Consider the following 18,991-nt stretch of genomic DNA (forward strand, 5'->3'; position numbering starts at 1 on the left):
TCCTCAGGCGGCGGTGACGCGGACGGCTTCGACCACGTTGCGCATGTAGCCGGCCGGGTTCCACAGCGGGTCCAGCGGCTGGGTTTCGCCGGCCGTGTTGGTGGCGCGGACCTTCAGCGTGTAGTCGCCGGCGGTCTTGGGCGTGAAATCGGCGTGCCATTCGCGGAAGGAATAGCGGCCCAGGTCGCGGCCGAGCTTGGCGGCCTGCCAGGTCTTGCCGTCGTCCGACGAGAACTGGACCTCGCGTATGCCCTTGCCGCCATCGAAGGCGATGCCGCGCACCTGTACCGGCTTGCCGCGGCCGACGCGGGCGCCTTCGGCAAGGCTGGTGATGAAGCTGCGCACGTTGTAGCGGCCGATGGGGCGCGTCTTCTCCGGCGCCTTGCCCGGCGGCGTGCAGGCGCAATCATTGTCGGGAATGCGGTAGGCCTTCTGCATCCAGAAGCCGTCGAACTCCTTGTCCAGCACCTTGATGTCGGCCAGGTGCTTGACCCAGTAGGTGCCGTAGTACCCCGGCACCACCAGGCGCACGGGATAGCCGTTGAGCATGGGCAGGTCGGCGCCGTTCATGGCGTAGGCCAGCATGACTTCGCCGTCCAGCGCATGGGCGGCGTCCAGCGCCTTGATGAACTCCGGCGTGCCGGGCAGCACCGGGCGGTCCATGCCCTCGAACGTCACCTGGCGCGCGCCGGCGCGGATGCCGGCTTTTTCCAGCACGCGCTTGAGCGGGATGCCCAGCCAGCGGGCATTGCCCATGGCGCCGTTGCCCAGTTGCCCCCCGCCCACGCGCGGCGCGAAGAAGCCGCGGCTGTTGCCCGAGCACTGGGTGACAGCCACCAGTTCCACGGGCTTGCCGAACTGCTGCTTCAGGTCCGCCAGCGACAGCTCCAGGGGTTTGTCCACCAGCCCGCTGACCTTGATGCGGTAGGTGTTCAGGTCGATGGCGGTGGGGATGTTGCCCAGGTGGTAGCGCACGAAGAACGCGTCGTTGGGCGTGATGATGTTCTCATTGAAGACCGCGAACGGCGTTTCCAGCTGCGGCGGGCGCGAGGTCTGGCGGATCAGGGGCCGCTTTTGCGGATAGGCGATCAGGTCGCGCTCGCCGTTGGCGAACGGCAGCGTGACGGTGGCCGGCGCCGCCAGGCTGGTCAGCGCATGGCCGGCCAGCGTGCCGGTGGCGCCCAGCGTACAGGCCTGGCGCAGGAAGCGCCGGCGCCCATTCGGGTCGGATGTGCTCATCTTGGTGTCTCCTCGTTCTTGTCAGCGCCCTGCCCCGGCGCGTTCAGACGAGCCTACGCGCGGCGGCCTGACAAATGCGTTAACGTCCGCGCTGCCCGTTTCAATTTCCGCGTTTTTCGCACCGATGACCCTGACCTTCAACAAGCGCGCCTTTGCCGCGCTGCTGGCCGTAACCGCGCTGGAAGCGCTGATCGCCACCCTGGGCGCGCCCTATCCCCTGTTGCGGGGCTTCGTGGGCGACGTGGTGGCGGTGGGCTGGGCCTATCTGGTGTATCGCAGCTTCATCCGCGCCGGCGTGCTGCCGCTGGCGCTGGCCGCGCTGTTCACCGGCTACGCGGTGGAACTGGGGCAGTACCTGGCCCGGTATTTCGGCTGGCGGCTGGAGCAGCCGGTATTGCGCGTGATCCTGGGCAGCGTGCCCGACTGGTGGGACATGCTGGCCTATACGCTGGGGTTCTTCCTGGTGCTGGCGCTGGCCGCCTGGAACCGGCGGCGGGGCGCCGCGTTGCGCGGCGCCTAGGCGCTTTTCGTCTTTCTGCCCGGCCGAATCAGCCGGGCTTCCATCAGGGAATCAGCCTGCCTGGCAGACCGGCGCGTCGTCGTGCGCGTGCGCGGCGGGCTTGGCTGCGCGCAGCGGCTGTAGGCGGGCGTTGCGGAACGGCGCGAAGAGCTCGGCCCAGGACGAAGGAAACAGCGGGGTGGCGTGGCGCACGGCGTCGCGGCGGGCGTAATGCGTCAGCAATTGTTGGCCGATCGGGGCGTCTCCCAGGGGATGGCGGGTATTCATGGTATTTCCGTATTGCATTGAAAGTGTATTCATTGTACCAGTGCGAGCGCATTCCGGCCAGCCCCCGCGTGCGCACGCCAAGTCATTGATCCATAAAGACTGTCCCTGTTTATTGGGCAGCGTTTGACCAATCTCCGGGATTGCCCTAGCAGTTCAAAATAGTAGACGGTATACAATGTTCAACATGCCCGGGCTTAGACCAGCCTGGAATCCTCACCAATGGACCTGGAGCGAGTCATGGCTGAACTGATGAACCGAGATGAATTCCGTACCGCGTTGGAAAACGCGATCAAGGGCAAGAGCGCCAACGCTTCGCCCTTTTCCATCGCCTGGGCAGAAGGCAAGCTCAGCCGCCAGCATCTGCAGCGCTGGGCCGAGAACCACTACCACTACGTGGGCCCGTTCGCCGACTACCTGGGCTATCTGTACGCCCGCACGCCCGACTCCTACACCGAGGCCAAGGACTTCCTGCTGGCCAATATGTATGAAGAGGAAATCGGGGGCGACCGCCACACGGACCTGCTGATCCGCTTTGCCGAAGCCTGCGGCACCACCCGCGAACGCGTCACCAACCCCGACAACATGTCGCCCACCACGCGCGCCCTGCAAAGCTGGTGCTACGCCGTGGCCATGCGCGAGGACCCCATCGTGGCGGTGGCCGGGCTGGTGGTGGGCCTGGAATCGCAAGTGCCGTCCATCTACCGCAAGCAGACCCCGACCCTGCGCGAGAAGTACGGCTTCACCGACGAGGAAGTGGAGTTCTTCGACCTGCACATCGTGTCCGACGAAATCCACGGCGAACGCGGCTACCAGATCGTGCTGGAGCACGCCAACACGGTGGACCTGCAGCAGCGCTGCCTGAAGATCTGCGAGATCGGCGCGCAGATGCGGCTGCTGTACACGACCGCGCTCTACACCGACTACGTGCAGCAGGAAATCACGCTGCCCGAACTGGGCCTTGCCGCCTGAGCACACCGCAAGGCCGTCTGGCGCTTTCGCGCCGGACGGCCGCGGCCCCGCAGACCCCAGAGCAGAGTATCCATGCCTACCATCGTGTTTCATAAGGGCGGCCAGACCTACACCGACGTGGTGAAGGACAACACCAACCTGGTGGTGCGGGCCGGCATCAAGCAGTTTCCGTATCCGCATCTGCGCTACGAATGCGGCATGGGCAAGTGCGCCAAGTGCGCTTGCCGCGTGCTGGCCGGGGCCGAGCATCTGCCGCCGGTGAACTGGAAGGAAAAAAAGCAGCTGGGCGAACGCATCGACCAGGGTTACCGGCTGGCGTGCCAGCTCTGGCTTACCAGTGACATCGAGCTGGTCCAGGACGTGGAGGCGTAGCGGCAATGGACCCGGTATACGTCATATTGACCACCAAGCCCGGCGTATTCCGCACGGAAGCGGACGATGGCGCGGTGGATATCCTTGAAACCTACGATTACGCGTTCTACGGCCGCGCGCTGGCCGTCTACCGCATCGCCCGCCTGCATGGCGACACCAAGCTCATCGTCACCGAGGAAACGCCGCCCTACGTGGTGAACCGCGTGCCCTCCAAATTCCTGGAGAAGTTCGCGTCGGTGGAAGCCGCCCGCAAGGAACTGGCCCACCTGACGCGCTTTGGCAGCATGGAATCGACCTTGACGCTGCGCTCCGGCGCGGTCGCCGCGGAGCACTGAACAACATGGTCCAGATCACATTCATCTCCAATGGCGGCAAGGTCGCCACGGCGCCCGAGAACAGCAATCTGCTGCGCGTGTCGCTCAAGGAAAAGGGCGGCATTCCCTTCAAGTGCGGCGGCGGCCTGTGCGGCACCTGCAAGTGCCGTATCGAGGAAGGGCTGGAAAACACCGACGCCATCAAGCCGAAGGAGCGCAAGCATCTGCGTCCCGAAGACTTCGAGGCCGGCTACCGCATGGCCTGCCAGACCTTCGTCAATGGCGATGTGAAGGTGTCGTGGGTGATCCAGAACGGCAAGGGCGTGGTGGTCGGCGCGGCGTCCGATCCCGTGGAAGCGGCGACCTGAGGGCTGCAAGGCCCTGGCCGACCGGCGCTGGCTCCTGGCCGCGCGGCCGGCTCGGTGTGATGAGTTTCAGGCGCGGCAGGCCCGTTCAGGCCACCGACGCGTGCGGCTGCTGCTGGGCTTCCGTATAGGCCTTGGCGGCGTTATGCACGTGCTGGCTGGCCAGCAGCGCGGCCAGGTCGCCGTTGCCGGCGATGACGGCGTTGAGGATCTGCGAATGCTCATCCCAGTTCTGCTTGGCGCGCAGCATATTGCTGGGCGCGAACAGCAGCGCCGTACGGTCGCGCAACGAACGCATCAGGTCGGTCAGCACCACGTTGCCGCCGATGGTGGCCAGCATTTCGTGGAACTGGGAATTCAGCGCCAGGAACTTGTCCAGCTGTTCGCCGCGCGCCGCTTCCGTGCCTTCGCGCAGGAAGGCCTGCAGGCGTTCCACGGTTTTCTCATCGCGGCGCTGCGCCGCGAGCTTGGCGTTCAGGCCTTCCAGCGTGGCGCGCACCTCCACCATGTCGTAGGCGACGGCGTCGGACAGCACCGACACGGACGCGCCGCGGCGCGGCTCGATGGTCACCAGGCCCTCGGCGGCCAATGCGCGCAGCGCTTCGCGCACGGGGATGCGCGAGACGCCCATTTCCTCGGACAGGCGGCCCTCGACCAGGCGGTCGCCGGGCGTGAACTCGCCGCTGAGGATGCGCTCGCGCAGCTTGTCGCGGATGACGGCAAACAACTGCGGATGCTGCTCGCCGATCTTCAGCGAGGCGGAATGCTGCGTTGCTGCGGCTTGCGGGCTGACGGGTGAGGTTGTCATGGCGAGCAGGTTTGGCTTAATGGATACAGTCTCCATTGTATTACCGGGTGTAGCTGCATGGCTTGGGGGGCGCACCGCATCAGTGTCCCCAAAAAGCCTTGGCCAGTACGCCCAGCGCGCCCAAGGCGCATACCGCCAGCAGCACGCCGCGCACCGCGCGCGGCGGCAGACGGTGGCGCAGCCGGTTGGAGACCGCAAAACCGGCCAGCAGGAAAGGCGCCAGGCTGAGCGCCAGTCCGGCGTGATAGCCCGTATACCGCTTGGCCCATGCCAGCATGGCCAGCGAGAAGATCGATCCCAGGAACAGCACCATGCCGAGCGTGGCGCGCAGGCGCGGCGGCGCCGCGTGCTGCATCACGATGGCGATGGGCGGCGCGCCCACCGAGGTCATGGTGCCCATGATGCCCGAGGCCACGCCCGCGCCGGACACGCGTCCGGGCGTGGCGGAAAAGTGCAGGCCGGCCGCGCTCAGCGCCACGGCCACCAGGATCAGGGCGGCGAACAGCACCCCCAGCGCCTGCGGCGCGAAGCGCGTCATGGCGTAGATCGCGATCAGCGTACCGACGGCGCGTCCCGCCAGCGCGTAGGACACCGAAGGCCAGTCGATGGCGGCCCGCTCGCGCAATGCGGTCAGCAGCGAAATGAAGCCGCCCAGCGTCAAGAGCGGCCCCGGCGCCAACTGCGGAAAGAACATGGCCGCCACCGGCGCGGCGAACATCGCGAAGCCCACGCCGCCCACGCCCTGCGCGATCGCGGCGCCGAACACCACGGCGGCCATGGTGGCGTACTGCAGAAGATCGGGATACGGCAGGGAGGAGGGCATGCCTGGAGTAGTCTTTAATATGTATACGATAGTCTATCCAGGATTTTTCCGAATTTCATGAAGTGCTTCAAAAACTAGGGTAATCCCCTGATTTTTCGGCGCTATTCATGGATTTTTCAGAATTATCGCTTTCCCTAGGCGCTGCATATTTTGATTGGTATGACCACAAACGAAATATAGTATACCGAACGTGGCGACATAACTGCCACGCATACAAGGGGAATAGCACATGCAAGCGGACGTAGTGCTCAACGCTGCTCACTGGATGTACCTGATCAGCGTGGCCGCCATCATCCTGACGATGATTCTGCGGGCCAACGTGGTGGTGCCGTCGGTCATCGGCACCTTTCTGGTGGTGCTGGCCATCACGGGCAATCCGATCAGCGCCCTGATAGGCATCTTCTCGGCCAGCTTCGTGGCGGCCAAGGAGCTGTTCAACATCTTCCTGGTGATCACCTTCATGACGGCGCTGCTCAATGCGCTGAAAACCCTGCAGGCGGACGTGCGTATGGTGCAGCCGTTTCGCCGCGTCATGCGGGGCGGGCATTCGTCCTTCCTGATCATCGCTCTCTGTACTTATGTGATCTCGCTGTTCTTCTGGCCGACGCCGGCGGTGCCGCTGGTGTCCGCCATCCTGCTGCCCGCGGCCATCGCGGCGGGCCTGCCGCCCTTGGCGGGCGCCATGGCCATCGCCATCGCCGGCCAGGGCATGGCGCTGTCCTCGGACTACGTGATCGGCGTGGCGCCCAGCATCAGCGCCAAGGCTGCCGGGGCGGCGGTTAGCGCCGCCGTGGTCGCGGACCGCGCGCTGGTGCTATCGCTCATCACCGGCGGGGTCGCGCTGGTGGCGGCCTACCTGCTGATCCGCAAGCACATCGTGCCGGCCGATGCTGGGCTCCTGTCCGCCTGGCAGGCCCGCGCGCAGGACGGCAGCCTGGCGCGCATCGAACAGTCCGGCTCCTTCGACAAGGCCGAGCTGGCCCGGGGCACCATGGGCGCGGACCCTGCCTTGCCCAGCGGCCCGGCCCTGAGCGACGAAGAGCGCCGCCGCGTGCGCTGGTCCAAGACCTTTGCCGTGGTGACGCCGTTGGCCTTTCTCGCGGTGATCGCGGTCATGGTGCTGCCGCGTCTGTTCCCGTCCCTGCCCGCGCTGCGCGGCGGCGATGCGGCGGCGCTGGTGGGCGGCGTGGCCTTTGTCGTGATGATGCTGGTAACCCTGGCCGCGGAAGGCCCGCGCAAGATGCTGGACGTCTGTCCGGAACACGTCACCGACGGCTTCGTGTTCGCCTTCAAGGCCATGGGCTCGGTGCTGCCGATCGCGGGCTTCTTCTTCGTGGGCGCCAATGAAACCGCCGCGCAGATCCTGGGCGTGCCGCAAGCGCAGGCGCCGGGCCTGCTGTTCGAGGTGATCTCCGCCGGCCAGCACCTGATCCCTGAAAACCATTTCCTCGTGGCGTTCGGCGTGCTGCTGGTCGGGATGATCACCGGCATCGACGGATCGGGCTTCGCCGGCCTGCCCCTGACCGGCACCCTGTCCGGCGCCCTGGGCCCTGTAGTGGGCGTGGACCCGGCGACGCTGGCGGCAGTGGGCCAGATGGGCGCGGTCTGGACGGGCGGCGGCACGCTGATCGCCTGGTCCTCGCTGATCGCGGTGGCGGGCTTTGCGCGGGTGAACGTGTTGTCGCTGGTGCGCGCCTTGCTGGTGCCGGTGCTGCTGGCGCTGTTCGTCTCCACGATCTGCGCCGTGCTGATCTGGAGCTGATACCTGTTTGTGGCGCTGCTTTGGGGGTCCCTGCGGGGACCCTTTTTTCCAGGTGGCGACCTGTCCGGAGCAGGGGTTTACACGTATCGATCCATATTGATTAAAGTATACAATGTTCATAAGCCAACCCGCCCAGGCACTTGCGGCCAGACGGGCGCAGACTAAGGAAGAGCTTCCGTGGACGATCTCTCGCAGCAAACATTCCTGAACCACATCGGCGGCAGCTGGGTGCCCAGCGGCACCGGCAAGACGGCGCCCAACATCAACCCGGCCGACACCAGCGACATCGTGGGCCGTTTCCAGGTGTCGGACGCCGAAGACGCCCGCCAGGCGGTGGCATCCGCCGAGGCCGCCTTCGCCGGCTGGCGCGATACGCCGATCTCCAAGCGCGCCGCCATCCTGTTCCGCGCGGCCCAGTATCTGGAAGACCACGCCAACGACATCGCGCGCGAATTGACCCGCGAAGAGGGCAAGAGCCTGAACCTGGCCCGGGACGAGGTGCTGCGTTCGGCGCAGACGATCCGCTTCTACGCAGTGGAAGGGCAGTCATTCACGGGCGAAACCTATCCCAACGACGATCCGGACATGGTGGTCTACAGCCAGCGCGAACCGCTGGGCGTGGTGACGGTGATTTCCCCCTGGAACTTCCCCATTTCCATCCCCGCCCGCAAGATTGCCCCGGCGCTCATCACGGGCAATACCGTGGTGTTCAAGCCCTCGTCCGACGCACCCATGTCGGGCTACCGGCTGACCGAAGCCTTCGTGCAGGCAGGCCTGCCGGCCGGGGTGCTGAACTTCCTGACCGGCCCGGCCGGCGCCGTGGGCGAGGCCATCACCGGTGCGCGCGCGGTACGGGCGATTTCCTTTACAGGCTCCACCGCCGCGGGCGAGCAGATACACCGGACCGCCGGCCTGACCACCCGCACGCAGATGGAACTGGGCGGCAAGAATCCCTTGATCGTGCTGGCGGACGCCGACCTGGACCGCGCCGTGGACCTGACTGTGAAGGGCGGCTTTTCGCTCAGCGGCCAGGCCTGCACCGGCACCAGCCGGGTGCTGGTGGACAAGCGCGTGCGCCAGGCCTACACCGACAAGCTGCTGGCCCGCATCAAGACGCTGACCATAGGCAACGGCCTGGACGGCAACTTCGACCTGGGGCCGCTGGCCACCGCCAAGCAGCTGGACAACGTGCTGGGCTACGTGGCGGTCGGCAAGCAGGAGGCCACGCACCTGTACGGCGGCGACCGCCTGACGGGTGCCGGGTTCGAACGCGGCTATTACGTGTCGCCCGCGCTGTTCACCGACGTCACGCAGCAGATGCGCATCGCCCGTGAAGAGATTTTCGGCCCGGTGATCGCGCTGATTGAAGTGGACGGCTACGAAGACGCCATTGCCCGCGCCAACGACACCGAATACGGCCTGTCGGCCGCCATCGCCACCACCGATGCGCGCTATGCCCACCGTTTCGCCCGCGACATCCAGGCCGGCACGGTGAAGATCAATCGGACCACCACCGGCAACCTGATCAACGCGCCGTTCGGCGGACTCAAGCACTCCAGCACCTCCACGTTCCGCGAATCGGGGCGCGTGGGACTGGAGTTCTACACGCAGATCAAGACTGTCTACCGCGCCGGCTGAGGCTGCGGTCCCTACACGCAAGCAAAGGAGGTCATCCCCATGAAGCAGGTCTATCGTCTGGAACTTGAAGAAGCGCGCATGATGGTGCGCGCGGCCATCGCCAAATCGGAAGAGATCGGCGTGCTGGAGACGATTTGCATCGTCGACGACGGCGGCTATCCCATCGCGCTGGAACGCATGGACGGCGCCCGCATCACCGGCCCGCAGATTGCCTGGAACAAGGCATTCACAGCGGCCGGGCACAAGCGTTCCACGCATCTGTTCAACACGCCGCCCAACGGTCCCGCGCTGCCCGGCAACGAAGCGTTCGGCATCCAGTGGAGCTTTGACGGCAAGTTCGCCGTGTTTGTCGGCGGCTTTCCCATTGTGGTCAACAACGAAGTGATCGGCGGCGTGGGCCTGAGCGGCGGCAACGGCGAACAGGACACCAAGGCTGGTCTGGCCGCGCTTGCGGCACTGGCGACGCTGCTGGAGCCGCGCGGCATGAAAGTGCTGGTCGAGGCTGACATCAAGAAATAAGCGAGGCCGGCCATGGCATACCGCGTGCATATCCTGCAAACCGACGAGTCGTTCCAGGTCGAAGAAGGCGAATCCGTGCTGCAGGCCGCCGAACGCTCGGCGGTGAAGCTGCCGCACGAGTGCACCTTCGGTGGCTGCGGCACCTGCCGCATCAAGCTGGAATCCGGCGCCGTGGAGTACGAAGAGTTCCCCATGGCCCTGACACCCGAAGAAGCGGCCGAAGGCTACGCGCTGGCCTGCCAGGCCCGGCCCCTGGGCGATCTTTGCATCAGCGTGGCCAGCAGCCGGCAGTCGTTTCCCGAACCGCGCCGCCTGCCCGCCACCATCCACCGCATCGAGCGCTTCTGCGATGACGTCATCCACCTGACGCTGGCGCTGCCAGAAGCGGGCCTGGAGTACGTGCCGGGCCAGTACATGAACGTGGTGCTGCCCGACGGCGAGACGCGCAGCTTTTCCATGGCTTCCGCACCCGCCGGCAACCTGGTGGATTTCCATGTGCGTCGCATTCCCGGCGGCCGTTACACCGATCAGTGGCTGGGCCAGGCGCAAGCCGGCGCCGGCGTGGAGATCGAAGCGCCGCTGGGCGTATTCAGCTACCACGAGGAAGACTGGCGGCCGCTCATCATGATGGCCACGGGGACCGGCATCGCGCCGATCAAGGCCATCCTGGAATCGCTGCTGGACAACGAGGACTGCCCGCCCGTCACGCTCTACTGGGGCATGCGCACCGAAGCAGACCTGTATCTGCGCGACGAGATCGAAAGCTGGGCGGGGCGGCTGTACGAATTCAACTTCGTGCCGGTGCTGTCGCGCGCGGGCGCCGATTGGCAGGGCCGCCGCGGCCATGTGCAGCAGGCGGTCCTGGAGGACCACCAGGATCTGTCCGAGCACGCCTTCTACCTGTGCGGCGCGCCAGACATGATCCACGAAGCCAAGAGCCTGCTGGCCGCGCGCGGCGCCAGCCTGGATCACATGTACTCCGACAGCTTCACCTTCCAGCACGCGCTGGCCGCGGCCTGAGCGGCCGCGCCGGCGCCTAGCGGTACACCAGCACCGGCAGCTTGGTGCGCGCCAGCACGCGCTGGGTTTCGCTGCCCAGCAGGAAGCCCGTCATGCCGTGGCGGCCGTGCGAACCCATGACGATCAGGTCGCAGCCCTGGTTCTGCGCGGCCTCGACGATGGCTTCGTGCGGATGGTCGTTGACCGTGACCACGGCATTGCACGGCACCAGCGCGTGGCGCGCTTCCATTTCCAGGTTGTCCAGGTAGGTTTGCGCATTCTTGCGCGCCTGGTCGGTGTGGTGCGCCTGCGTGGTGCCCAGCATTTCGGCCTGGTAGACCAGCAGATGGTCCTCCGGAATGGCGCGGATGAGCGTGACGGTGGCTCCCATTTCCTTGGCGAAAACAAGAGCGCGCTTGAAAGCCGATTCAGACAGCAGGGAGCCGTCCACGGCGACGAGCAGGTGCTTATACATGTTGCCTCTCCTTTAGGAAAAGGAATCGGGAGCAACTAGCCAATCCAGTATAGGCTCGCCGCCAGGTGCAAGCCAGTCCTGCATACGGACGAGGCGCCCGGGCGGCAGTCTTCGCATATTTCCCAAAGCGGCCGAACCCGCGCTTCAACATAACCTCATATCGACTAAGTATTTTTCGGCGCCGCGCGGCGATGACAGAATCGGTTCGACTTCTTGAACCCACCGCCGGAAACGACCCTTCATGTCATCGCCACGTCACCAGGCTCACGCCCGCGTCCTTGCCATCGCCGGCAGTCCATCGCAGCGCTCCCGTTCCTCGGTGCTGCTGCGGCACGCCGCCGGGATCCTGCAGCGGCGGGGCTTGAGCGTGGGAGAACTGGGCTTGCGCGATATCCCCGCCGAAGACCTGATAGAAGGCAACTACGCCGGCCCCGCGGCCAACGCGCTGCGCGCACGCGTGGCGGCGGCAGACGCGGTGGTGATTTCCTCGCCGGTCTACCAGGCTTCCTTTTCCGGCGGGTTGAAGGCGGTGTTGGACCTGCTGGATCCCAAGGCGTTGGCCGGCAAGGTGGTGTTGCCCATCGCCACGGGGGGCAGCCCGGCGCATCTGTTGGCGCTGGAGTATGGCTTGAAGCCCGTGCTGTCAGCGCTGGGCGCGCGCCACATCCTGGCGGGCGTCTACGCCACCGATACGCAGGTTCGCCTGGACGAATTCGGCGCGCGCGAGATAGACGGGGAGGTCAGCCGGCGGCTGGATGACTCGGTGGAGCGTCTGTCCGAGCTGGTCTTGCCGCGCGTCGCCGTTTCCAGCCCATCCTACGATCTGGGCCGGCTCGCGTTGGCGGGCGCCTTCAGCGTCTGACCGATGCGCCGCGCCCACGCCCGCAACGCTCCCGACGCCCCGGCTCTGCGCTGGCTGGGAGGCGCGCTGCTCGCCGCACTTTGGCTGGGCGGCAGCGAGACGGCCAGGCCGGCGCTGCCGGCGTTGAGCCTGCTTGCGCCGCTCCTGTACCAGACGGTGCGCGGCATACGCGCGGCGGATCCGGCGCTGGTCGAAACCGGTCGGTCTCATGGCTTGAACGGCTGGGCGCTCTATTGGCATGTGCTGCTGCCGGGCGCATTGCCGTTCATCCTGACGGGCCTGAGGCAGGGGCTGGGACTTCTATGGCTGACCCTGATCGCATTGGAACTGTTCGCGACGCCGACGCGATTGGGAATTCCGCAATGGCTGGGCAGCGGTCCGCCGGGTGCGACGACGCTGTTGCTGGCGATTGCGCTCTACGCGGCTCTCAGCGTGGGCTCGGGGGCGTTGGTAAGCGCGCTGGAGCGCTGGCTGCTGCGCTGGAGGCCGCGATGATGTTCATCAATCCCAACGAATTCGAGCTATTGCAGCACCTGGACGTGCGCCAGCCGACGGAGCCGGACGAAGCGCCCGAGGCCGAGCCGCAGGCTGCGCTGCGCGTGACCTTGCGCAAGCTCGCCAAGCGCCACGGCGACCGCATTGCCTTGCAGCCGCTGGACCTGGAGATCGCGGCCGGCGAGTTCGTGGCCGTGGTCGGGCGCGCCGGCAGCGGCAAGAGCACCTTGCTGCATCTGCTGGCCGGCAAGCTTGCGCCCAGCGGCGTGCAAGGTGGCGAGCCGGGCCGTCCGCCGCTGCTGTTCGACAACTTTCCCATCTGGGAGCCCGACGCCCGCGTGCGTCTCTTGCTGTCGGACTCACGCCTTTTGCCCTGGAAGACCGTGCTGCACAACGTCGCCCTGGGATTGCCCGGCACGGCGCCGGCGGCCGAAGCGTTGCGGCAGGTCGGACTGGACGGCCGCGGCGGCGAGTGGCCCGCGCAGCTATCCGAACCGCAGCGCCAGCGCGTGGCGCTGGCCCGGGCCCTGGCGCGCCGTCCCGGCTTGTTGTTGCTGGACGAGCCTTTCCAGGAGCTGGATTCGCTGAGCCGCATCGAGGCGCAGCGGCTGCTGGAGGATCTCTGGCGCCAGCAGGGCTTTACCGCCGTGCTGGCGACCGACGACGCGGCCGAGGCCGTGGCGGTGGCGGACCGCATCCTGGTGCTGGACGAAGGCGGCGTGGCGCTGGACGAGCGCGTCGGCCTGGCGCGTCCCCGCGTGCGCGGTTCGGCCGCTGTCGCCGCCCTGGAGGCCCGCGTGCTGCGCGCCGCCTTGCGTCAACAAGACACGCCGGACGCTGGCCGTCCCTTGGCGCCCGTCATCCAGATCCGGCACCTGAGGCTGGCGGTCTGAGACCGCGCCCGGCGATTCCCCCATGGGCGGCATGACGCCGCCCTTTACCCCAGGAGCAAGACCATGAGCATTCAATCCATCAACGCCCGCAACCAGTTCCGCGGCAAGATCAAGGAGATCATCCTGGGTCCGGTGGTGTCCGAGGTGGACGTGGATACGCCGGCCGGCATCGTGACCTCGGTGATCACCACCCGGTCGGTCAAGGAGTTGGGCCTGGAGGTCGGCACCGAGGTGCTGGCTTTCGTCAAGGCGACCGAGGTTTCCGTCGCCAAACTGTGAACCGAGGCAGACCCACGCCGGCGCTTCCCCTGCGCCGGGGTTAGGCATATATTGTCAGCGCGATATCCGGCAGTTCCTCCTGGCTTGTGGCTTTACGCTTGGCGATACACGGAGAACGGAAAATGCGTCGACTGCAACAATGGTTCATCGGCTGGTTATGCCTGGGGTTGGCGGTCTGCCTTCCCGCCACGGCGCAGACCAAGCTGGACAACGCGCAACTGGATCAGTTGATGGCGCCCGTGGCGCTGTATCCGGATTCGCTGCTCTCGCAAATCCTCATGGGTGCGACCTACCCCGACGATGTCGCGGCGGCCGCCAAATGGTCGGCCGCCCACACCTCGGAATCCGGAGACCAGGCCGTCAAGGCGGTCGAGGGCGAGTCCTGGGATCCCAGCGTCAAATCCCTGGTGGCCTTCCCCTCGGTCATGGACATGATGGGCCGCCAGCCTGACTGGGTGAAATCCGTGGGCGACGCCTTCCTGGCGCAGCCCGACGCCGTCATGGATTCGGTCCAGCGGCTGCGCGTCCAGGCGCAGAAGGCCGGCAACCTGAAGAGCACGCCGCAGCAGAAGGTCACCTCCAGCACCACCAACGACAAGACCGTCGTGGTGATCGAGCCGGCCGATCCGCAGGTGGTGTACGTGCCCAGCTACAACCCGACGGTGGTGTACGGCACCTGGGCCTATCCCTCCTATCCGCCTTACTACTATCCGCCGCCTCCGGGCTCGGTGTTCGCCACCTCGCTGGTGGCCGGCATCGGCTTCGGCCTGGGCGTGGCTGCGGTCAACTCCATGTGGGGCGGGTTCGACTGGGGGCATAACGACGTCGACATCGACGTCAACCGCTACAACAACATCAACGTCAACCAGCGCATCGACCGCAACAACATCAACAACAATAGAACGACCTGGCAGCACAACCCGGCCAACCGCGGCAATACGCCGTATGCCGACCAGGCCAGCCGCCAGCGCTTCGACAGCCAGCGTCAGGCCGGCGTGCAGAACCGGGCGCAGGGGGGCCGCGCGCCGGGCGCAGCGGCAGCGCCGAACTCCCGCGATGCCGCGCGCCAGCGCGCGGCGCAGTCGTTCGAAGGCCGTACCGGGCAGTCCATACCCGGCCATTCCGAACCGGGCGCGGGGCGCGGCCAGGGGGCGGGCAGGGGAGACGCCGCGGCCAATCGCGGGCAGGGACAAGGGCAGCGGGCCGGACAAGGCGGGCAGGGCGGACAAGGCGCCCGCGACCGGGCGCAGGGCGGCGGGCAGGCGCAGCACAGCCGGCCTGCCTCCAGCGTGTCCACGCAGGACCGCCAGGCCGCGGCCCAGCGCCAGCGCGCCGACGAAGCGGCCGCACGCGACCGCGGCCGCGCTTCCAATAGCGCCAACGCGCTGAGCGGCGCCGGCAACGGCGACCAGATGCGGCAGCAGCACACGCGCAGCGAGATGAGCCGCGGCGGCGGTGGCGGCCCGCGCGGCGGCGGACATGGGGGCGGCGGACGCGGCGGTGGCGGCGGCGGACATTTCGGCGGCCGGAGATAAGCATCATGGACAAGGGAACTCTCATGACCATTGCTCGTTTGCGCGCGCTGGGCGCCGCGTCGCTGCTGGCGCTGGGCCTTGCGGCCCCCGCCGCGGCGCAAAGCCTTTATCCGAGTCCGCAGGCCGCCGCCGACGCCTTCGTCGACGCCATGGCCACCAGTGACCTCGACAAACTGGCCAAGGTGTTGGGGCCGAATCATCGCAAGATCGTGCCGGGCGGCGTGGCGCAGGACGACATCTACCGTTTCCTGGCGGCCTGGTCGCGCAAGCACGAGATCGTGGCCGATGGCGGCCGTTCCTGGCTGGCGGTCGGGGATTCGGGCTGGACGCTGCCCGTACCCATCGTGCGCGCCGGGCAGGGCTGGCGTTTCGACCCGGCGGCGGGCACGGCGGAAATCCGCCGCCGCGCCATCGGCCGCAACGAACTGACCGCCATCGAAACGCTGCGCGAGCTGCAGGCCGCGCAGGGGCGATACAAGGACAGCGTGGGCCAGGGACGCTACGCGAGCCGCCTGGTCAGCCGTCCGGGACAACGCGACGGGCTGTACTGGCCCGAGGTGCCGGGCGCACCGCAGCAGGCCTACGGGTTGGACGCGCTCAGCATGGGGCCGGAGGTGCCGCTGGACGACGCTTACTACGGCTACCGGTACAAGGTGATACCGGGCGCGGACGGAGGCTCGTACCGAATCGTGGCCTGGCCGGCGCGCTACGGGCAGACGGGCATCGACTCCTTCGTCGTCGGTCCCGACGGGCGCGTGTTGGAAGCCGACCTGGGACCCGCGTCCGCGGCACGCGCCGCGGCCTTGCGGGAACGCGATATCAGTGCCGGAACCTGGACCGACGCCGACGCGCAACCCGTTGGCAGCAAATGATTTTTCCGGCTTCCGAAGAGTAATCGGGACACGCCTGTTGCTGGGTCGCAACAGGCGTGTCCGTTTGTCCGCATCGGGTAGCGCGACGCCCTTTTGTCAGCCCGCTGTGCCTAAAATGGCGAGCACCGGGACCCTGCCCGATACCCCTTTGCCGGACCTAGAAATTGAACCCCATGCATTTTGTCCGCTACGCCCTCTTCGGCGTAGGGATGGCGCTTAGCGCCGCGGCGGCCTCGGCCCCGATTTTCGTCCTGAACTCCCTGGACGCCAACGTCAGCATCGTCGATCCGGCCACCTACAAGGAATTGCGGCGCGTGCCCACGGGCAAGGAGCCGCATCACCTGTACCTGACTCCCGACGAAAAGTCGCTCATGGTGGCCAACGCCACCAGCGATTCGATCACGCTGATGGATCCCAAGACCGGTGAAGTGCAGCGCACGCTGACCGGCATCGTCGATCCCTACCAGCTGCAGTTCTCGCCGGACATGAAGTGGTTCGTGACCGCTGCCAACCGCCTGGACCACATCGACATCTATTCCTGGCATCCGCTGGAAAAAGGCTTCGACCTCAAACTGGTCAAGCGCATCCAGGCCGGCAAGACGCCCAGCCACATCATGATCGACAAGGCCAGCACCACGGCCTACGTGACGCTGCAGGACAGCGATCAGCTCATCGCCATCGACCTGGCCACGCAGACGCCGAAATGGACGGTGTCGGTGGGCAAGACGCCTGCGGACGTATTCCTGACGCCCGACCAGAAAACCCTGCTGGTGGCACTGACCGGCGACTCCTACGTCGAGGCCTACGACGTCAGCAACGGCCCGGCCAAGCTGGTGACGCGCATCAAGACCGCCGCGGGCGCCCACGCCTTCCGCGCGCAGGGCGACCACCGCCACCTGTTCGTCAGCAACCGCACCGCCAACTCCATCAGCCGCATCGACCTGCAGACGCTGGCCGTCACCGACACCTTCCCGGTGCCCGGCGGTCCCGACTGCATGGACGTGCTGGCCGATGGCAAGACCCTGCTCGTCACCTCGCGCTGGGCCCGCAAGCTCACCGTGGTGGACCTGGAGCAGAAGAAGGTGGTCAATCAGGTGCCGGTGGGCAAGTCGCCTCACGGCGTCTGGACGCTGAACCATGCTCCTACGAGATAAGCGCGTCCACGCCGCGGTGATGCTTGCGCTGGCCTTTCCCAGCATGGGAATGGCCGCGCCCGCCACCTGCGACAAACCGGTCTACCTGACGTTCGATACCGGCCACATGGGCGTGGCCCCGCTGATCGCGGACGTATTGGCCCGCCACAACGTCAAGGTCACTTTTTTCCTGGCCAACGAGCGCACGCTGACCGACGGCTCCAGCCTGGATGACGTGTGGGCACCCTGGTGGAAGGCGCGCGCGGCCGAAGGCCATGTCTTCGGCTCGCACACCTATGACCACGTCTATTGGCAGGCGGATCTTCCTGGCGGCAAGTTCCGCGTCAAGCCCAGCGCCGGCCCGGACGCGGGCAAGCGCGCCGAATGGACGCCCGAGCAGTATTGCGCCGAGATCAAGCGGTCCGTCACCCGTTTCCATCAGATGACGGGCAAGAACATGCTGCCGATCTACCGCGCGCCGGGCGGCAAGACCTCCCCTGCGCTGCTGAAGGCGGCCAAGGCCTGCGGCTTCGAGCACGTGGGCTGGGCGCCCGCCGGCTTCCTGGGCGATGAACTGCCCAGTGATAAATACCCCAACGCCCGCCTGCTGGACCAGGCGCTGCGCACCATCAAGCCCGGCGATATCCTGCTGGCCCACCTGGGCATCTGGTCGCGCCAGGATCCGTGGGCGCCAGCCGTGCTGGAGCCGCTGATTGAAGGTTTGCAGCGCAAGGGCTATTGTTTTGCTACCTTGGACACGCACCCGTCCTATCGCGATTGGATCGCTAATCATCACTGATCATGGATACGCTTAGTCAATTGTTCGGAGAGTGCCAGCAATGGCTCTTCGAAACGGCGATTCAGCCCGCGCTGTTCCACCTGGGCATGAGCAACTTCATCGAGGACGGCTACGACGCCACCATGTGGCTGCTGGTCGGCCTGCTGCAGATTGTCGTGCTGGTCCTGGTGTTCGGTCCCCTGCAGCGCCTGCGCCCCGTGGAGGCGGTTACCGACCGTCGCCAGATCGGCATCGACGTGCTGTACACGCTGATCCACCGACTGGGCGCTTTCCGCCTGCTGCTGTTCTTCACCATCGACCCGTTGTGGGACAGCGTGTTTGGTCAGCTGCACGTCTGGGGTTTCGCGCCTTTCCAGCTGGACCAGTACTGGCCCGGCGTGACGGACAAGGCCTGGGTCAGCCTGATCATCTACCTGTTGCTGTTCGACGCGGTGGACTACATCTACCACCGTGCCCAGCACCGTTTCGGCTGGCTCTGGGCTTTGCACGCCGTGCATCACAGCCAGCGCCAGATGACCATCTGGAGCGACGACCGCAACCACCTGCTGGACGATATGCTGCGCGACGTGCTGGTGGTGTTCGTGTCGCAACTGGTGGGCGTGCCGCCGGCGCAGTTCGTCATGGTGGTGGCCATCACTCAGCTGGCGCAGAGTTTCTCGCACGCCAATCTGCGCATGCATTTCGGCGCCATCGGCGAGCGCCTGCTGGTCAGTCCGCGTTTTCACCGCCACCACCATTCCATCGCCTACGACGCCTCCACGCCGGGTCCGGTGGGCGGCTACAACTTTGCGGCGCTGTTTCCCATCTGGGACGTACTGTTCCGCACCGCCCGCTTCGGCGTGGGCTACGGCCCCACGGGCATTCATGACCAGCAGGCGGAACTGGGTGGGCGCGATTACGGCCGCGGCTTCTGGTCGCAGCAGTGGCTGGGCTTGAAACGCATGGTGGGCCGCGACCGCGAACCCGCCGCCGCGCCGCCGTCGCCTCCGGCCTCGGTTGAACGCGCCTGAAAGCGGCCTGGCCTCAAAGGCCGCGCATGAAAAAACGAGCCCG

General features: G+C 66.6%; 23 protein-coding genes. 18 read left to right on the top strand and 5 right to left on the bottom strand.

The genetic code is table 11. From position 1 onward, the window contains the following. Positions 1-3: 3 nt before the first annotated feature. Positions 4-1,239, bottom strand: a complete 1,236-nt coding sequence (locus IB268_RS01695) for a molybdopterin-dependent oxidoreductase (RefSeq protein ID WP_192353731.1) — start codon at positions 1,237-1,239, stop codon at positions 4-6. Between the two features lie 124 nt (positions 1,240-1,363). Here IB268_RS01695 and IB268_RS01700 point away from each other — a divergent pair, with 124 nt between their 5' ends. Further along, positions 1,364-1,759 (top strand): DUF2809 domain-containing protein, encoded by a 396-nt coding sequence (locus IB268_RS01700; RefSeq protein WP_192330553.1) that lies wholly within the window; start codon positions 1,364-1,366, stop codon positions 1,757-1,759. A 51-nt stretch (positions 1,760-1,810) separates the two neighbouring features. On the opposite strand, the gene IB268_RS01705 is transcribed toward IB268_RS01700, so the two are convergent. After that, complete coding sequence (locus tag IB268_RS01705; protein WP_054455330.1) at positions 1,811-2,026, bottom strand: hypothetical protein; 216 nt, start codon at positions 2,024-2,026, stop codon at positions 1,811-1,813. Between the two features lie 237 nt (positions 2,027-2,263). Between IB268_RS01705 and IB268_RS01710 the strand changes: the two genes are divergently transcribed. The 4 genes from IB268_RS01710 to IB268_RS01725 all read left to right on the top strand — a co-directional run bounded on the left by IB268_RS01710 (position 2,264) and on the right by IB268_RS01725 (position 4,049). After that, positions 2,264-2,995 (top strand): TenA family transcriptional regulator, encoded by a 732-nt coding sequence (locus IB268_RS01710; RefSeq protein ID WP_054455904.1) that lies wholly within the window; start codon positions 2,264-2,266, stop codon positions 2,993-2,995. A 72-nt stretch (positions 2,996-3,067) separates the two neighbouring features. Then, on the top strand, positions 3,068-3,367 hold the full coding sequence (locus tag IB268_RS01715; RefSeq protein WP_054455328.1) for a 2Fe-2S iron-sulfur cluster-binding protein: 300 nt from the start codon (positions 3,068-3,070) through the stop codon (positions 3,365-3,367). A 5-nt stretch (positions 3,368-3,372) separates the two neighbouring features. Continuing rightward, positions 3,373-3,702, top strand: coding sequence for a hypothetical protein (locus IB268_RS01720; protein WP_054455326.1), 330 nt, complete (start codon positions 3,373-3,375; stop codon positions 3,700-3,702). Further along, the gene (locus tag IB268_RS01725) at positions 3,699-4,049 is read left to right on the top strand and encodes a 2Fe-2S iron-sulfur cluster-binding protein (RefSeq protein WP_054455325.1); all 351 of its coding nucleotides are present in this window, start codon (positions 3,699-3,701) and stop codon (positions 4,047-4,049) included. The genes IB268_RS01720 and IB268_RS01725 overlap by 4 nt, the downstream gene beginning before the upstream one ends. 85 nt (positions 4,050-4,134) lie before the next feature. Here the strand turns inward: IB268_RS01725 and IB268_RS01730 are convergent, their stop codons facing one another. Then, positions 4,135-4,854 (bottom strand): GntR family transcriptional regulator, encoded by a 720-nt coding sequence (locus tag IB268_RS01730; RefSeq protein WP_054455322.1) that lies wholly within the window; start codon positions 4,852-4,854, stop codon positions 4,135-4,137. Positions 4,855-4,933: 79 nt separating this feature from the next. Then, a complete protein-coding gene (locus tag IB268_RS01735; protein ID WP_054455320.1) occupies positions 4,934-5,677 on the bottom strand; it encodes a sulfite exporter TauE/SafE family protein in 744 nt (247 codons plus the stop codon). 229 nt (positions 5,678-5,906) lie between these two features. Here IB268_RS01735 and IB268_RS01740 point away from each other — a divergent pair, with 229 nt between their 5' ends. The 4 genes from IB268_RS01740 to IB268_RS01755 all read left to right on the top strand — a co-directional run bounded on the left by IB268_RS01740 (position 5,907) and on the right by IB268_RS01755 (position 10,616). Then, entirely contained in the window at positions 5,907-7,439 is a 1,533-nt protein-coding gene (locus tag IB268_RS01740; RefSeq protein ID WP_175162036.1) for a hypothetical protein, read from the top strand. Between the two features lie 177 nt (positions 7,440-7,616). Next, positions 7,617-9,077, top strand: a complete 1,461-nt coding sequence (locus IB268_RS01745) for an aldehyde dehydrogenase family protein (protein ID WP_054455318.1) — start codon at positions 7,617-7,619, stop codon at positions 9,075-9,077. Positions 9,078-9,116: 39 nt separating this feature from the next. Further along, entirely contained in the window at positions 9,117-9,596 is a 480-nt protein-coding gene (locus tag IB268_RS01750; protein WP_119449912.1) for a heme-binding protein, read from the top strand. A gap of 12 nt (positions 9,597-9,608) precedes the next feature. Beyond that, complete coding sequence (locus IB268_RS01755; protein WP_175162038.1) at positions 9,609-10,616, top strand: 2Fe-2S iron-sulfur cluster-binding protein; 1,008 nt, start codon at positions 9,609-9,611, stop codon at positions 10,614-10,616. 16 nt (positions 10,617-10,632) lie between these two features. Here IB268_RS01755 and IB268_RS01760 read toward each other — a convergent pair whose 3' ends face one another. After that, positions 10,633-11,070 carry a universal stress protein gene (locus IB268_RS01760; protein ID WP_054455315.1) on the bottom strand — a complete coding sequence of 146 codons (438 nt, stop codon included), beginning with the start codon at positions 11,068-11,070 and terminating at the stop codon, positions 10,633-10,635. Positions 11,071-11,311: 241 nt separating this feature from the next. Between IB268_RS01760 and ssuE the strand changes: the two genes are divergently transcribed. The 9 genes from ssuE (at position 11,312) to IB268_RS01805 (ending at position 18,948) form a co-directional block, all read left to right on the top strand. Further along, entirely contained in the window at positions 11,312-11,932 is a 621-nt protein-coding gene (gene ssuE / locus IB268_RS01765) for an NADPH-dependent FMN reductase (RefSeq protein WP_054455313.1), read from the top strand. Between the two features lie 3 nt (positions 11,933-11,935). Continuing rightward, a complete protein-coding gene (locus IB268_RS01770) occupies positions 11,936-12,427 on the top strand; it encodes an ABC transporter permease subunit (RefSeq protein ID WP_119449914.1) in 492 nt (163 codons plus the stop codon). Continuing rightward, on the top strand, positions 12,424-13,320 hold the full coding sequence (locus tag IB268_RS01775; protein ID WP_192353732.1) for an ATP-binding cassette domain-containing protein: 897 nt from the start codon (positions 12,424-12,426) through the stop codon (positions 13,318-13,320). The genes IB268_RS01770 and IB268_RS01775 overlap by 4 nt, the downstream gene beginning before the upstream one ends. A gap of 63 nt (positions 13,321-13,383) precedes the next feature. Further along, positions 13,384-13,599: a molybdopterin-binding protein gene (locus IB268_RS01780; RefSeq protein WP_054455309.1), complete on the top strand. Its 216-nt coding sequence runs from the start codon at positions 13,384-13,386 to the stop codon at positions 13,597-13,599. Between the two features lie 122 nt (positions 13,600-13,721). Next, entirely contained in the window at positions 13,722-15,134 is a 1,413-nt protein-coding gene (locus IB268_RS01785; RefSeq protein ID WP_119449916.1) for a DUF3300 domain-containing protein, read from the top strand. A gap of 5 nt (positions 15,135-15,139) precedes the next feature. Then, positions 15,140-16,006 (top strand): DUF2950 family protein, encoded by an 867-nt coding sequence (locus IB268_RS01790; protein ID WP_054455305.1) that lies wholly within the window; start codon positions 15,140-15,142, stop codon positions 16,004-16,006. Positions 16,007-16,179: 173 nt separating this feature from the next. Next, the gene (locus IB268_RS01795; RefSeq protein ID WP_054455303.1) at positions 16,180-17,160 is read left to right on the top strand and encodes a beta-propeller fold lactonase family protein; all 981 of its coding nucleotides are present in this window, start codon (positions 16,180-16,182) and stop codon (positions 17,158-17,160) included. Further along, positions 17,144-17,938: a polysaccharide deacetylase family protein gene (locus IB268_RS01800; protein WP_166738279.1), complete on the top strand. Its 795-nt coding sequence runs from the start codon at positions 17,144-17,146 to the stop codon at positions 17,936-17,938. The genes IB268_RS01795 and IB268_RS01800 overlap by 17 nt, the downstream gene beginning before the upstream one ends. A 2-nt stretch (positions 17,939-17,940) precedes the next feature. Further along, positions 17,941-18,948 (top strand): sterol desaturase family protein, encoded by a 1,008-nt coding sequence (locus IB268_RS01805; protein WP_054455301.1) that lies wholly within the window; start codon positions 17,941-17,943, stop codon positions 18,946-18,948. Positions 18,949-18,991 lie beyond the last annotated feature (43 nt).

It is taken from the genome of Achromobacter sp. ACM01 (genome assembly GCF_014851745.1).
Classification (GTDB): Bacteria; Pseudomonadota; Gammaproteobacteria; order Burkholderiales; family Burkholderiaceae_B; genus Achromobacter; species Achromobacter aegrifaciens.

What these genes read in the sequence shown, in the direction of transcription:
- IB268_RS01760 (WP_054455315.1), bottom strand. Translation starts at nt 11,070, where the DNA reads ATGTATAAGCACCTGCTCGTCGCCGTGGACGGCTCCCTGCTGTCTGAA.
- IB268_RS01710 (WP_054455904.1), top strand. Translation starts at nt 2,264, where the DNA reads ATGGCTGAACTGATGAACCGAGATGAATTCCGTACCGCGTTGGAAAAC.
- ssuE (WP_054455313.1), top strand. Translation starts at nt 11,312, where the DNA reads ATGTCATCGCCACGTCACCAGGCTCACGCCCGCGTCCTTGCCATCGCC.
- IB268_RS01735 (WP_054455320.1), bottom strand. Translation starts at nt 5,677, where the DNA reads ATGCCCTCCTCCCTGCCGTATCCCGATCTTCTGCAGTACGCCACCATG.
- IB268_RS01785 (WP_119449916.1), top strand. Translation starts at nt 13,722, where the DNA reads ATGCGTCGACTGCAACAATGGTTCATCGGCTGGTTATGCCTGGGGTTG.
- IB268_RS01770 (WP_119449914.1), top strand. Translation starts at nt 11,936, where the DNA reads ATGCGCCGCGCCCACGCCCGCAACGCTCCCGACGCCCCGGCTCTGCGC.
- IB268_RS01790 (WP_054455305.1), top strand. Translation starts at nt 15,140, where the DNA reads ATGGACAAGGGAACTCTCATGACCATTGCTCGTTTGCGCGCGCTGGGC.
- IB268_RS01755 (WP_175162038.1), top strand. Translation starts at nt 9,609, where the DNA reads ATGGCATACCGCGTGCATATCCTGCAAACCGACGAGTCGTTCCAGGTC.
- IB268_RS01715 (WP_054455328.1), top strand. Translation starts at nt 3,068, where the DNA reads ATGCCTACCATCGTGTTTCATAAGGGCGGCCAGACCTACACCGACGTG.
- IB268_RS01695 (WP_192353731.1), bottom strand. Translation starts at nt 1,239, where the DNA reads ATGAGCACATCCGACCCGAATGGGCGCCGGCGCTTCCTGCGCCAGGCC.
- IB268_RS01775 (WP_192353732.1), top strand. Translation starts at nt 12,424, where the DNA reads ATGATGTTCATCAATCCCAACGAATTCGAGCTATTGCAGCACCTGGAC.
- IB268_RS01800 (WP_166738279.1), top strand. Translation starts at nt 17,144, where the DNA reads ATGCTCCTACGAGATAAGCGCGTCCACGCCGCGGTGATGCTTGCGCTG.
- IB268_RS01730 (WP_054455322.1), bottom strand. Translation starts at nt 4,854, where the DNA reads ATGACAACCTCACCCGTCAGCCCGCAAGCCGCAGCAACGCAGCATTCC.
- IB268_RS01780 (WP_054455309.1), top strand. Translation starts at nt 13,384, where the DNA reads ATGAGCATTCAATCCATCAACGCCCGCAACCAGTTCCGCGGCAAGATC.
- IB268_RS01750 (WP_119449912.1), top strand. Translation starts at nt 9,117, where the DNA reads ATGAAGCAGGTCTATCGTCTGGAACTTGAAGAAGCGCGCATGATGGTG.
- IB268_RS01720 (WP_054455326.1), top strand. Translation starts at nt 3,373, where the DNA reads ATGGACCCGGTATACGTCATATTGACCACCAAGCCCGGCGTATTCCGC.
- IB268_RS01705 (WP_054455330.1), bottom strand. Translation starts at nt 2,026, where the DNA reads ATGAATACCCGCCATCCCCTGGGAGACGCCCCGATCGGCCAACAATTG.
- IB268_RS01740 (WP_175162036.1), top strand. Translation starts at nt 5,907, where the DNA reads ATGCAAGCGGACGTAGTGCTCAACGCTGCTCACTGGATGTACCTGATC.
- IB268_RS01700 (WP_192330553.1), top strand. Translation starts at nt 1,364, where the DNA reads ATGACCCTGACCTTCAACAAGCGCGCCTTTGCCGCGCTGCTGGCCGTA.
- IB268_RS01805 (WP_054455301.1), top strand. Translation starts at nt 17,941, where the DNA reads ATGGATACGCTTAGTCAATTGTTCGGAGAGTGCCAGCAATGGCTCTTC.
- IB268_RS01795 (WP_054455303.1), top strand. Translation starts at nt 16,180, where the DNA reads ATGCATTTTGTCCGCTACGCCCTCTTCGGCGTAGGGATGGCGCTTAGC.